We start from the raw sequence: 12,869 nt of genomic DNA on the forward strand, positions 1-12,869 counted from the left end.
CGCTGGTTACTTTATCCTCCCCAGTCGCTGTCGGTAGTGCCCAGGAAGCTGGCCCCCTCGCGGTACTCGATCAGGTGGCGCATGGGCTTGTAGTAGGTCTCGACGCTCAACTCATAGTCCTCTTTGCGAAAGCGCACGGTGCGGGCCGCACCCAGGCTGAACTGCTGGGCCCGCTGGGGGGCAATTTGGGCGGTAGCGGGCACCCACAAATCCGTGGGCAGGCCGATGCTGCTGTTGGTGAGCAAGTGGATATACTGGGTGGTGCGGGCGTAAGCCGCTTTCGGGGCCCACTCCTCGGTGAGCAGGTAACGGGCCGCCAGGCGAGGCTCTAGGCTGGGATAGGGCGTGTTTTCGACCAGAAAGCCGTTCAGGCGCAGGCCAGCGTTCACCTTCAGGCGGTCGGTGAGGCGGTAGTCGTCCTCGAGATACAACGAAGCCTCGCTGGCCAGCGTGCGCGTGTCGGACTGGAGCTGGCTTTCCAGGTTGCCAGAGTTGTCCTTGGCTGTAAGCGCGCCCGGCCGGAAGGAGTGCAGGATATATTGCCCCCCAAAGCGCAGGTGGTGGTCGGGCGAGGGCACGTAGTCGAAGTCAGTTTTGAGGCTGAAGTCGCGGATGTTGGAGCGGTAGCGCAGCTCGTATTCATCGGTGCGCGACTCGCCGGCCGGGGTGTCGTAGCGCTGCTCACTCTCCTGGCCCACGTTGAACTGATACTTGCTGTAGGTCAGGTGCGTATTCATGAACAACTGATCGCTGAGCACGCGGTTCCAGCGCAGGCCCGAGGTGAGGTTGCCCCAGCCCAGCGTGGCCTGGGAGCGGCCGTAGTCGCGGGCCTTGTCGTCAGCGTCGCGCAGGCGGGCGTAAAACTTGTCGTAGCCGGCGTAGGCGCTCAGATACAGCCGGTCGCGGCGGCTCAACTTCCAGTTGAGCTTGCCGTTCAGATCATGAAAAAAGTAGCCCACGCTGCCCTTCGTGGCGTCGGCCGCGAACTGTGCCTTGATAAAGGGCTGGGCCAGCACGTCGAGGTAGGTGCGGCGGGCGGAGATAATAAAGGAGGCCGTGTCCTGCTTGATGGGGCCTTCCAGGGTGATTTTGGAAGCCACGATGCCCACAGCGCCCTCGCCGTGAAACTCGCGCATATTGCCCTCCTTCATTGTAATATCCAGCACGGAGGAGAGGCGCCCGCCGTAGCGGGCCGGAAAGCCGCCCTTGATGAGCTCCACGTTATTCATGGCGTCGGCATTGAAGACGGAAAAGAAGCCGAACAGGTGGGCCGCGTTATAAACGGGGGTGCCATCAAGGAGGATCAGGTTCTGGTCCGGCGAGCCGCCGCGCACGTAGAGACCACTTTGCCCCTCCCCCCGCTCTGCACGCCGGGCAAGAGTTGCAACACTTTCAGCACGTCGGTCTCGCCGAAGAGCTTGGGCAAATTTTTTATCTGGGCGATGGGCACGTTGATGGTGCTCATGCGGGTGGTCTGGGCGATCTTTTCCTCCCGGCTCCCGATTACTTCCACGCCAGCCAGCTCGCTGCTCACGGCCCGCAGCTTAAAATCATGGGTGAGGCTGCCGGTAGCGAGGGCGACCCAGCGGCTGCGCTCGTAGCCCAAATACGAGGCCAGTAGGCGCCCCGAATCGGTAGCGGGCAGGGTCAGCGAGTAGAAGCCGTAGGTGTTGGTGGCCGTGCCCTGCCCACTGCCGGGCTGCACGACGGCCACCCCAATCAGGTTTTCCCCCGTGGCCGCGTCGCGCACGTAGCCGCTGACGGTGATTTTGCCGGCCTGTTGGGCACGGGCGGGCCCGGCGGCCAGCAGCCAGCAGTACAAGGCAGCCCAGCGACAGGCGGATACAAAGGAGCATAAACGGCTAGTGGATAGAAAATAATTGTAATGGGTAACCGACAAATGTAGTGGCCTAACGATCAACTGACAAGCCTGGTATAGAGCAGGCGGCTATACGTTTTGTTGGCAATGATTCGGGGCTGGGTGTGCTGGGTAGCAATACTTTCCAGGGTCAGCTTCTTGAGGCGGGCAAAATCGGCGTCATCGAAGCGGAGCCGCAGTGCGTGGTGCTCGGGGGGTGAGCAAACTACGTCCCAACTCTGTCCGGCTTAGCTAATTCACCTAAGTCGTTCGGTGGCCGGGTTCTAAGACGAAACGAGGCGGTCAAAAGCTCGTCCGCAATAAACTCGGTATCTTGCCTACTATAAGCCTACGCGGCGGGAGCAAGGCTACGTTGAGGTAGCATCATCTTGAGCACTAGGCCTTCTCTGTCCGCTCCTATATCTATCCACTATTTCTACTTCCAACCGACGCTGTTTGGTGTCTGCGCTGGTACTGCTATAGCCGTGGCTGCTATCTAGAATTTGCCTCACCGTCCGACCGAAACAACCGGTCCGTATTCACTTTATGAAGCATTTGGTTGCCCTCACTGATCCGATTTACAACCCATCGGCTCCCCCCTCCCGTTTCGGGCGGTTTCTGCTAGAGTTCATTCAGGACAAGCGGGATTTGCCGTTTGTATATCTCATTCTAGAAATATCGTGCACGCTGCTGCCCCTGGTGGCGGTACTGTTCTGGCCTGCTCTGGACAACCGCGTATGGTGGGGAGCACTGGCCGTGTACATGTTCCTGACCACTTTCTATTTTAAAGGGCCCTTCGGGTTGATGCTGCACTGCACCAGCCACCGCATTTTATTCAAGAAGAAGTACGCTCCACTCAACCACTACATTCCCTGGGTGATTGGCCCCCTGTTTGGGCAAACGCCGGAAACGTATTTCACCCATCACCTGGGCATGCATCATCCCGAGAACAACCTGGAGGAGGATGAAAGCTCCACTATGAACTTCCAGCGCGACTCTTTGGCTAGCTTCGGGCGGTACTTAGGGGGCTTCTTCCTGGTTGGTATTCCTCGGTTAGTTTTTTACCTCACCCGCACGCAGAAAAGCAAGTTTCGGCACCGTTTGCTGCGTGGTGAGCTAGTCTATATCGTTGCGTGCCTCGTATTGGTGTTTGTGAACCTGCCCGCCACGTTTGTGGTGCTAATCTTGCCGGTGGTCGTGGCGCGGGTGGTGATGATGCTCGGCAACTGGAGTCAGCACTCGTTTATTGATGCCCACAACCCCGGCAACTGCTACACCAATAGCGTCACCTGCATTAATACCAAGTACAACCATAAGTGCTGGAACGACGGCTACCACATCAGCCACCATCTTAAGCCAGCTCTGCACTGGACCGAGCACCCCAATCATTTCCTGAAAAATGTGGATCAGTATGCGCAGAATGACGCCATTGTGTTCGATGGCATCCACTTTCTGCACATATTCGCCTACCTCATGACTCGCCGCTACGACCTGTTGGCCCGGCACTTTGTGAACCTGGGCAACCGCTACGCCTCCGATGCCGAAGTCATTGCTATGCTTAAGTCGCGGACGAAGCGCATCGTAGCAGGTACCAAATCAGCCCGAGTGGCCGCCTAACAGCCGGTGCCTAGACCATTGAAGTAGCCCCCAGGAAAAAGCCCGCCGGTACAGCAGGCTTTTTCCTGGGGGCTACTTGGTTTTGGGCTGCTTTGCCGGTTTGGTAATGAGTACGTCGCCGGGCCGGACGTTGAACTCGGGTTCGTAGTTCCACTCGTTCTTGGAAGCCGCCGGGGAGGCGCCTAGCTACTGGGCGAGACCGGGGTGGCAGCCAACGGGGCGCCCTCCCCTGCTGGCGCCCGCAGAGGAGTCTCTTCCGTTCGCCCAAGATAGGTGCCGACAGAGTTCACCTTACTGACTCTATGCACTACTTGTGATAAGGACTGATAAAGTTTACTAACTAGAACCTAAGGCACCCCTATCAGCCGTTTGCGCGGCCATTACCGCTGGAAGAGGCAGCCCTCCCGCGGAAACCTGCCAGAACGATCCTGATGGAAGGCTAAACCGCGTCAGGTATCCGCTGGTCAGGGGCTCGTAAGCGCCCGGGTAAAGAGGCAGAATAGCGGGCCGCCCGCATATTACCCGTAACCTAGCAAGCTCGCCTCGGCGTATGAGAATAAAACCCCAGGCTTTGGCCCGACGCTGCCTGGCTACTGGAAAGTGCTTTTTTCCGTTGCTGCGCCGCTCACAAGCCTGGCCCCTACTCTTTTCCTGCTATGCTACAGTCCCTTTCCCACTGGCTGTTCAGTCTCACCTGCCTCGGGCTGCTGCTAACCGGTTGCCGCGGCGAGGAAAGCCAAGCCCAGACCGCGGCTAACCGCACCCCACCAACCTACCCCTCCCCCCGGATTGGCGATAACCGCCCGGCTCCCGCTACCGCCTCGTCTTCCCGTGGGGCTTCGGGCCGCCTAGCCGATTTTGTCGTGGCCGCCAAGGCTGCGACCCCTGCCGTGGTGCACATCAAGACCAGGTACGCATCCCCGGCGAGCTATGGCCCCACCGACGGGCGGGGCACCGCGCTGGGCTCCGGCTCGGGGATTATTGTCACGCCCGATGGCTACATCGCCACCAATAACCACGTGGTAGAAAATGCGGTGGGCATTCAGGTTATCCTCCCCAACAAACGGACGTATCCGGCCCAGCTCATCGGCCGGGATCCGAATACGGATCTGGCCCTGCTCAAAATCAAGGCCGAGAACCTGCCCGCCATCCAGTTTGGCAACTCTGATTCGGTGCAGGTCGGCGAATGGGTCGTGGCCGTGGGGTACCCCTTTTCCCTGAATACGACCGTCACGGCGGGCATTGTCAGCGCCAAGGCCCGCAGCATCGGCATCATCAACCGCCCCAGCCGGCGCGACGCCTACGAGGGAGCAGGGCCCGCGGGGAACACGGGCGTGGAATCTTTCATTCAAACCGACGCGGCCATCAACCCTGGTAACAGCGGCGGGGCCCTGGTCAATACGGCGGGCGAACTGGTGGGGGTCAACTCAGCCATCGCTTCGCAGACCGGCAGCTACGCCGGCTACGCCTTTGCCATTCCGGCCAACCTGGCCAAAAAAATTCTCAATGATTTAAAGGAGTACGGGGCCGTGCGGCGGGGGGTGCTCGGGGTCTCTTTCCCAGCGCCCGCGGCCGAAGATCAGTACCTGCAGCAGCAGGGCCTGCAGCCCGGCGCCGTGGCCGGGGTATACATCACTGGGGTGCAACGCAACAGTGCCGCCGCCGCCGCCGGGCTCCGGGAGGGCGACATAGTGCAACGCATTAATGGGGTCCCCGTCACGTCGTCGTCCGAGTTTTCTGAGCAGATTGCCCGGCATGCGCCCGGCGATGCTCTCCAGCTCAGCTACCAGCGGCAAGGGAAAGCCAACACCGTCACCGTAACCTTGCAAGCGGAGCAACCCCCGCGAGCAGAGGCGGTCGGCAGTGCGGCCTTGGGCAAGATTTACGAGCAGTTAGGTGCGCGCTTCGCGCCCGTTCCCAGCGTGCTCCAGCAGCAGCTCGGCTTAAACGCGGGCGTGCTGGTGACGGAGGTCAGCGCGGGGGGCTTTTTTGACCAGATCGGTATCCCCCGCCACACGATTATCGCCTTTATCAATGGTCAGCCCATCCGCTCCGTGCAAGACATTGAGGCTGCCTTGCTCTCGGCCCAGCGGGGGATAATTCAAATGCTGGCCATTGCGCCAGATGGCTCCCGGGTGGTGTTTGATTTCTCGCTCGGATCGTAATCACTGGGGAATATAAGTTATGATAATTTTTACTTATCGAAACCTGTCAACCACCAAAGACAAGGAGTGATAAGGCCCTATTTTTTGTCCTTGCAGGGGCCCTTACTCTCGGTACCGCCGCAAAAAATGGCATTCCGGTAGTGCTAGCGGTTCTTCAGCAGGCGGGGTACCGCCCGCAGCAGCAGCAGCGCCACCACTCCGCTAACGACGACCAGCGGCACCACTGACCGCCGAATGGGTCGGAACCGGCTGCGGCCATCCCGCAACTCAATGAAGCCTACGGGGGTGAGGCGCACGCCTCCGCCCCCGCCGGTGCCCCTCTTCGGGCTCGGCCCGATTCCGCTGCCCCCGCCGAAGCCGTACATGGCCCGCGCGACGGGGATGACCGTCACGCCGTCCTGCGTAAGGGGTGTGCCGTACACCGTCTGGGCGGAGACGGAGGTACTCAGCAGGTGCGCCAGGCGTTCGGCCAGCGAAGACCCAGCCGGCGCCGGGGAGTCGACGGCGGGCATCCCGGCCATCGTTTTTTCCGTGGGAGTAGGGGCAGTCGAAGTCATTATATTACTAGGTTAGGGGTGAGGAAGCGGTGGCTTGCGAGGGAAATGGGCAACGGGCCCGGGAGCGAAACGGCCGGGTCCTGAAACAGGAGCCAAAGGTCAGCCAGCGGTCGGCGGGGGAATATGATTTTCCTCAGGCCAACCGGTGATTCTACTCAGGGCGCCCGGGGGCTGCTGGGCCAACCTCGCCGGTTACGCGCCGACGTCGGCGTCTTTAAGCCGGGTGCCTTTCACGAGTAACCAGATGCCAAAAAACAGCGCGCCAGTGGAAAAAACAGCAGCCAGGACAGGTTATACGCCCAGAAGAAGTAGGGCTGCACACTCAATTCTGGGGGTATTCCCCCTGCCGACCCCGCGCCCGAGCCGGGGCTAGCCCCGCCTGCGTCCGTTCGCTGATCAGGTCGCGCTCGAACTCGGCCAAGGAGGCAAATAGATTAAACATCAAACGGCCCTGGGCGGTGGTCGTGTTCAGATGATCCTGCAAGCTGCCAAATTGGATGTGCCTTTCCTCAAAGCCGAGTACGAGATCAACCAGGTGTTTAAGGGAACGCCCGAGCCGGTCGAGCTTCCAGACCAATACGGTGTCGCCCGGCTGGATCTGATCCAGCCGGGCGCGCTGGGCGGTCGGCTCTTTGAGGGCTGAGGCTTTTTCCTTGATTACCTCCTAGCAACCATACGCCCGCAGCGCATCGAGCTGTAGGCGCAGCTGTTGTCGCTGGGTGGACACCCGTACGTAGCCCCAAATCATAGCTCAGCCTCAATAAGCCAGCAAACTCTAAGTTACTGATTTATTGAGGCTGAGCTATGATTTGGGACAACAATTCGAGACTATCTATGAGCCTTGATCGCCATTTCCACGAATCATATTCAAGCGATCGTCCGTCGTGTCCCATAATAGTGTGATTTAAACAAGGTATGGCCTACATGCCTACCCTACCGCCGCGACGGTATTGCGGCGCGGCTTAGTGGATGCGCTGCTGAGCCACATGGCGCTGGGCTTCCTGCTCCAGCTGCGGGTGAGAGTTCTGCCACCCTCCTAGAAGCTAAGAGGTGCAATAGGGTCCGATAAGCCCCGTTGGAGCGAACCTTTTTCTATTAATTAGCCCTTTACCACGAGTCGTGCCTACCCAGCCAACGGGGTCCTTCCACGAGGGGGCAAGTTGACCACCCGCCTGTTTTTTCGACCAAGAAGTGGTATACTAGGGGGGCTAGTCGAAGGGAACCGCTAGCGGGCCGAAGGCTTTTCGGTGGCTTCCTGCTCGTCCCCTCGTCCGCTCGCTGCCTGCTGCCCATACCTCGTTTCTGCCTTTTCTTGTTGCTGGATAGCGCAGCGCCTAGGGCCTGAGCGACTGCTCACCGCCCTCCGCCGCGGCGCCTTAGGCCCAGGGCGTGCTCTTGGCGGAGGGGACGGGCGTCAGCGGCTCTCCCAGCCCGAAGTGGCAGGTGACAACCGCGCCAGCGACAGAGGCGTGCGCGTTGCCTTAACAGCTGGCGGCGTGGAAAACGCTGGGGCGCGTTTAGGTTCGCTGCGAATCGAACCAACAACGGGTAAAACCAAAAATTAAACTTCAGGAATGAAAACGATGAAATTGTCGATTAGCAAACGTTTTGTGGGGGCGATTATGCTGTTATCAATCGCGCTGATTTTTGTTGGCTGCGAACGAAAACCGGCCGGAACAAGCGGGGGCGTTGAAGGCAGCGGCAGGAAAAAAGTTGTCGGCTTTTCGCAAATGGAAAATAACGGACCGTGGCGGATTGCCGAAACCAAATCCATGAGCGACGAAGCCGCCAAGCGCGGTTACGAGCTGGTTGCCACCGACGCACAAACCCAAACGTCAAAACAGATTTCGGATGTCGAGGACCTGGTGGCGCGCAAGGTTGACGCAATTTTTCTGGCTCCGCGCGAATATGAAGGTTTGGATGGCGCGCTCGCAGTAGCAAAACAAGCCAAGATTCCAGTTTTTTTGATTGACCGCGAAGCCGCCGGAACGCCTGGGCAAGACTATATTACGTTTATCGGTTCAAACTTTGTCGAAGAAGGTCAACGCGCCGGCGAATGGACGGTCAAAAACACCAACGGCAAAGCCGGCATTATTATTCTCGAAGGCACGGCCGGTTCAAGCGTCGCGCTTGACCGTAACAAAGGCTTCCTTGCTGCCATCAAAAGCGGCCCGGGGATGAAAATTCTGGCTTCGCAACCGGCCGATTTTGCGCGCGCCAGCGGTCAGAAAGTAATGGAAAACCTGATTCAAGCGCACGGCAAAAATATCACGGTCGTTTACGCGCACAACGACGAAATGGCGCTCGGCGCCATTCAGGCCTTAAAAGCCGCCCGGATGAATCCGGGCAAAGACGTCAAAGTCGTTTCGATTGACGGACAGAAGAGCGCGCTAGAAGCAATTATTGCCGGCGACATGAACGTAACGGTTGAGTGCAATCCGCGTTTTGGCCCGATTGCGTTTGACACTTACGAAAAATATTTGCGTGGTGAACAAATCCCGCAAAAAATTACCATGCCCGATAAATTTTTCGATTCGTCCAATGCCGCGCAATATGTAGCCGAAGCTTACTAAAAGCAAAGCGAACCGATTAGTGATTAATTCTTTTCACTTACCACTTATCATAAATCATGACCAACGAACCGTTGCTGCAAATGCAGAACATCCGCAAAGTTTTTTCCGGCGTGGTCGCGCTTGATAACGTGGGTTTAACGTTGGAACGCGGCGAAGTTCATTCGCTCGTCGGCGAAAACGGCGCGGGTAAATCGACGCTCATTAAAATTATGACCGGCGCTTACGCGCGTGACGGCGGCGAAATATTTTTGGAAGGCCAGCCGGCAAATTTTCGTACGCCGGAAGACGCGCAACGCGCCGGAGTCGTCGCGGTCTATCAAGAAGTGAATTTGTTAATGTTTCGCACGGTCGCCGAAAACATTTTTTTAAATCGTGAACCGTGCAAATTTGGTTTTATTGATTGGGCGCGAATGAATCGCGAAACCGGTGAACTTCTTAAAAGGCTCGGGTTAAATATTAATCCGAAAGCAACGTTGGGCAGCCTCAATATTGCGATGCGGCAAATGGTGGCGATTGCGCGCGGTGTCAGCCTCGGTGCCAAAGTTTTGGTTCTCGACGAGCCGACCAGCAGTCTGACCGAAAAAGAAGTCGGAATTCTGTACGAAGTGATTCGGCGCTTAAAAGCGGAAGGCACGGCGATTGTTTACATATCGCACCGCTTTGACGAGCTGTACGCTGTGTGCGACCGCGTGACGGTTTTGCGCGACGGCCAATTCGTGGCGACGCGCAGTTTAAAAGGGCTGGAGCGAATTGATTTGGTTTGTTTGATGCTCGGCAAGCAGCGTGAGGATTTAGTGAAAAAAGGCGCGACCGCATTTGACGAACACAGCACTGTTAACGACAACGGACCACCCCTACTGGAGGTCGAAAAGCTAACGCGCGGGCGGCGAATGCAAAACGTGTCACTCGATGTTCGGCGCGGCGAAATTCTGGGTATGGCGGGCTTGCTCGGTTCCGGGCGGACCGAAGTTGCGCGGGCGATTTTTGGTGCCGACCGGACCGAAACCGGGCGCGTCGTCCTGGACGGCCAAGAAATCAACGCGCGCAACCCAGACGATGCAATCCGCGCCGGAATCGCGTTTTTGTCCGAAGACCGCAAAGCAGAAGGAATTATTCCCGATTGGTCGGTGCGCGAAAATCTAACGCTCGCTGCGTTGCCGGCCCTTACCAGCGCCGGAGTTGTCTCGCGCAAGAAGCAAACCGAAATAGTCGAACGATTTATGCGGCGCTTGGGCATCAAAGCCGCTTCAGTCGAGCAAAAAATTCGCGAATTATCCGGCGGCAATCAGCAAAAAGTTTTGCTCGCGCGCTGGCTGTGCTGCAAGCCAAAGTTTTTGCTGCTTGACGAACCAACCCGCGGCATTGACATCGGCGCCAAAGGCGAGATTCAAGCGCTAGTCAATGAATTGGCAAAAGAAGGTTTGGGCGTTTTAATGATTTCGTCCGAACTCGAAGAACTCGTCGAAGGCAGCGACCGCGTGGTCGTAATGCGCGACGGCCAACTAAGCGCTGAACTGCGCGGTGTACACATCTCGCAAGATTCGATTATCAACGCGATGGCAGCGCTAAACCAAAGTCTTCAACCTTGATCCCCTAATCCGATGGCTGAAGCAACTACCAGTAGACAAGGCGCGCGCGCGCGGACGAAACGCAACTTTAGCGATTACGCGCCGACGTACGGAGCAGCGATTGCCCTAACCATTTTGCTGATCTTAAACGTAGCGTTCACGCCGGGTTTTGCTTCGTTTACTAATTTTAGCAACATCCTCGTGCAGGTAACACCGACGATGCTAGTGGCAATCGGGATGACGTTTGTGATTGCAACCGGCGGCATTGATTTGTCGGTCGGCTCGGTTATGGCGATTGCATCGGCCGTCACGGCCATTTCGCTCGATTACGGCGCGATGCCGGCGGTTCTGCTCGGTTTGCTTGTGGCCACCGCAGTAGGCACGTTGAACGGCGCATTGATTAGCCGTTTTAGAATTCAACCGATTATCATTACGCTGGCAGTGCTAATTGCGGGCCGCGGATTGGCACAAGTTATCAGCAACGGCGGTCAGTTAATTCCGTTTAGCAACCCAGCATTTGAATACTTAGGCAAGGGTTTAATCGCCGGAATTCCCGTGCAAGTTTTGCTGCTCGCGGCAGTCGTCGGACTGGCAATTTTTGTGTTTCGTTCGACGATTTTCGGGCGTTACATCGCGGCGGTCGGCGGCAATGAAACGGCTGCGCATCTTGCCGGTGTGCCCACGCTTTCGACCAAGTTGTCGGTTTATGCGGTCAGCGGTCTGCTCGCCGGGATTGCCGGTTTGATTTACACAGCGCGGCTTGGCGCTTCCGACGCTTCAAAAGTCGGCGATGCGATTGAACTCGACGCAATTGCCGCAACGGTTGTCGGCGGAACGCCTTTGGCCGGCGGCCGTGCCAGCATCATCGGAACGGTAATTGGCGCGCTGATTATGATCGTAATTACGACAAGTTTTAACATGAACGACATGAAATATTCCTGGTCGCTCGTGATTAAAGCCGCAATTATTCTGCTCGCGGTTTATCTGCAACGCCCAAAAACAAACTAAAATGACGCAAAAAATATAGTGCTGTCATTAATCATTTGGCCATTGAATTTCTATGCCTTTGCGCAATCGCAAAAGTGTAAACATGTTGTAGATGAGTTACAATTATTCTTATGAGCCAAGCAGAAGCTACAATGCGTGACACGACCGAAGCCAGACCGCGAACGATGGCGGCAAAAATTGGTTCGGTGATGCAAAGCCAGGGCGCGCTCGTGATGCTCGTTGCGGTGTGCATTATGGCCTCAATTCGCTACGAAGCATTTTTAACGCCCGAAAATTTGCTTAACGTTTTGCGACAAAATTCGATGGCCGGATTGATGGCGCTCGGCATGACGTTCGTGATTTTAACCGCCGGAATTGATTTGTCGGTTGGTTCGCTGCTTGCGCTGGCCGGCGTCGTCGCCGCTTATCTTTTGCCAAACGGCGTGTTCGTGGCGGTGGTGGGCGCAGTCGCGGTGACAACCATGCTCGGACTAGTCAACGGCATCATCATCGCCAAAGCCAAAATTCCGCCGTTTATCGTGACGCTCGGCATGATGATAGCCGCGCGCGGACTCGTTTTAGCCATTACCGACGAAAAAAGCGTGCGCATTGATCGAACATTTGCGGATTTTATTTATTTGGGGCGCGGCGTCATCGGCGATTTTCTGCCGGTTCCGGTTGTGATTTTGCTACTTGCTTTTGCCGTCGGCTGGGTTGTGCTCAAGTACACGCGCTTCGGGCGGCACGTTTACGCGCTCGGCGACAATGACGAAGCGGCGCGTCTTTTGGGATTGAATATTTCGCGCACGACTATCGGCGTTTACGCGATTAGCGGCGCTTTGGCGGGACTGGCGGGCGTGATTTTAGCTGCCCGTCTGGGAGCCGGAAATCCGGTCGAAGGAGCCGGAGTAGAACTGGGCGCAATCGCGGCGGTTGTAGTCGGCGGCACCTTGCTGACTGGCGGGCAGGGAAACGTGCTGTCAACGCTGGTCGGCGTTTTGTTGCTCGGCGTACTTTTTAATTTATTTAATCTTGAAGGGCAAATCAGTCCGTGGTGGCAGCAAGTTTTGCGCGGCGTGATTCTGCTCGTCGTCGTGGTTATTCAAAACCGTCTCACCAAATTAAAGTGAAAATCAACTACGGATGAACACCAGTTCAACCAATCTATCTTATATGGGTTCATTTGCAGTTAAAGCAACTAGGCGGCAGCGCCCAAGCATTTTTAATCAGCTGGTTGATTTCCGCTACCGTCACCGGCGATAAATGCGCCCCCTGGTAAATGTGGCCGTCGGGAAAGGTCATATTACCACTGTCTTTTACATCTAGAATTAAGAGTTAGAAAACCAGTTCCCCTCCTCAGCGGAGGAGGGGAATTAGCTGTTTAGTCTTAGCGCTAAAAAGCAGCCGCTTTACGCCTCGCCCATCATCAGCCCTTCAATCGTGTGGCCCTGCACGATGGGCTCCAGCTCATCTACTAAGCGGCAGGTCAGGTGCGGCTTCAGACTGGCGGGCAGGGTGGCGTAAAAGGCGCGGGTGAGCTGCAA

General features: G+C 57.1%; 8 protein-coding genes and 2 pseudogenes. 6 read left to right on the forward strand and 4 right to left on the reverse strand.

Annotated elements, in window-relative coordinates:
- Positions 1–11: 11 nt before the first annotated feature.
- Positions 12–1,379: pseudogene (locus ACW9KT_RS19230) on the reverse strand (TonB-dependent receptor plug domain-containing protein); the annotation flags it as partial.
- Positions 1,304–1,750 (reverse strand): carboxypeptidase-like regulatory domain-containing protein, encoded by a 447-nt coding sequence (locus ACW9KT_RS19235; protein ID WP_457083429.1) that lies wholly within the window; start codon positions 1,748–1,750, stop codon positions 1,304–1,306. The pseudogene ACW9KT_RS19230 and the gene ACW9KT_RS19235, both read right to left, overlap by 76 nt.
- A 654-nt stretch (positions 1,751–2,404) precedes the next feature.
- On the opposite strand from ACW9KT_RS19235, the gene ACW9KT_RS19240 reads away from it, so the two are divergent.
- Both ACW9KT_RS19240 and ACW9KT_RS19245 read left to right on the forward strand, forming a co-directional pair.
- Positions 2,405–3,475, forward strand: coding sequence for a fatty acid desaturase family protein (locus tag ACW9KT_RS19240; protein ID WP_457083411.1), 1,071 nt, complete (start codon positions 2,405–2,407; stop codon positions 3,473–3,475).
- 656 nt (positions 3,476–4,131) lie between these two features.
- Positions 4,132–5,640 (forward strand): trypsin-like peptidase domain-containing protein, encoded by a 1,509-nt coding sequence (locus ACW9KT_RS19245; RefSeq protein ID WP_457083413.1) that lies wholly within the window; start codon positions 4,132–4,134, stop codon positions 5,638–5,640.
- A gap of 143 nt (positions 5,641–5,783) precedes the next feature.
- Here the strand turns inward: ACW9KT_RS19245 and ACW9KT_RS19250 are convergent, their stop codons facing one another.
- Both ACW9KT_RS19250 and ACW9KT_RS19255 read right to left on the reverse strand, forming a co-directional pair.
- Positions 5,784–6,197, reverse strand: coding sequence for a spore germination protein GerW family protein (locus ACW9KT_RS19250; protein ID WP_457083415.1), 414 nt, complete (start codon positions 6,195–6,197; stop codon positions 5,784–5,786).
- Positions 6,198–6,519: 322 nt separating this feature from the next.
- Positions 6,520–6,945, reverse strand: a pseudogene (locus ACW9KT_RS19255) (recombinase family protein).
- Positions 6,946–7,771: 826 nt separating this feature from the next.
- Here ACW9KT_RS19255 and ACW9KT_RS19260 point away from each other — a divergent pair.
- The 4 genes from ACW9KT_RS19260 (at position 7,772) to ACW9KT_RS19275 (ending at position 12,455) form a co-directional block, all read left to right on the forward strand.
- Positions 7,772–8,770 carry an ABC transporter substrate-binding protein gene (locus ACW9KT_RS19260; protein WP_457083417.1) on the forward strand — a complete coding sequence of 333 codons (999 nt, stop codon included), beginning with the start codon at positions 7,772–7,774 and terminating at the stop codon, positions 8,768–8,770.
- Between the two features lie 56 nt (positions 8,771–8,826).
- Positions 8,827–10,359: a sugar ABC transporter ATP-binding protein gene (locus ACW9KT_RS19265; RefSeq protein WP_457083419.1), complete on the forward strand. Its 1,533-nt coding sequence runs from the start codon at positions 8,827–8,829 to the stop codon at positions 10,357–10,359.
- Between the two features lie 12 nt (positions 10,360–10,371).
- On the forward strand, positions 10,372–11,346 hold the full coding sequence (locus ACW9KT_RS19270) for an ABC transporter permease (RefSeq protein ID WP_457083421.1): 975 nt from the start codon (positions 10,372–10,374) through the stop codon (positions 11,344–11,346).
- 131 nt (positions 11,347–11,477) lie between these two features.
- Positions 11,478–12,455: an ABC transporter permease gene (locus ACW9KT_RS19275; RefSeq protein WP_457083423.1), complete on the forward strand. Its 978-nt coding sequence runs from the start codon at positions 11,478–11,480 to the stop codon at positions 12,453–12,455.
- Positions 12,456–12,869 lie beyond the last annotated feature (414 nt).

The sequence above is a fragment of the Hymenobacter sp. HD11105 genome (assembly GCF_054051685.1).

What these genes read in the sequence shown, in the direction of transcription:
- ACW9KT_RS19240 (WP_457083411.1), top strand. Translation starts at nt 2,405, where the DNA reads ATGAAGCATTTGGTTGCCCTCACTGATCCGATTTACAACCCATCGGCT.
- ACW9KT_RS19245 (WP_457083413.1), top strand. Translation starts at nt 4,132, where the DNA reads ATGCTACAGTCCCTTTCCCACTGGCTGTTCAGTCTCACCTGCCTCGGG.
- ACW9KT_RS19250 (WP_457083415.1), bottom strand. Translation starts at nt 6,197, where the DNA reads ATGACTTCGACTGCCCCTACTCCCACGGAAAAAACGATGGCCGGGATG.
- ACW9KT_RS19260 (WP_457083417.1), top strand. Translation starts at nt 7,772, where the DNA reads ATGAAAACGATGAAATTGTCGATTAGCAAACGTTTTGTGGGGGCGATT.
- ACW9KT_RS19265 (WP_457083419.1), top strand. Translation starts at nt 8,827, where the DNA reads ATGACCAACGAACCGTTGCTGCAAATGCAGAACATCCGCAAAGTTTTT.
- ACW9KT_RS19270 (WP_457083421.1), top strand. Translation starts at nt 10,372, where the DNA reads ATGGCTGAAGCAACTACCAGTAGACAAGGCGCGCGCGCGCGGACGAAA.
- ACW9KT_RS19275 (WP_457083423.1), top strand. Translation starts at nt 11,478, where the DNA reads ATGCGTGACACGACCGAAGCCAGACCGCGAACGATGGCGGCAAAAATT.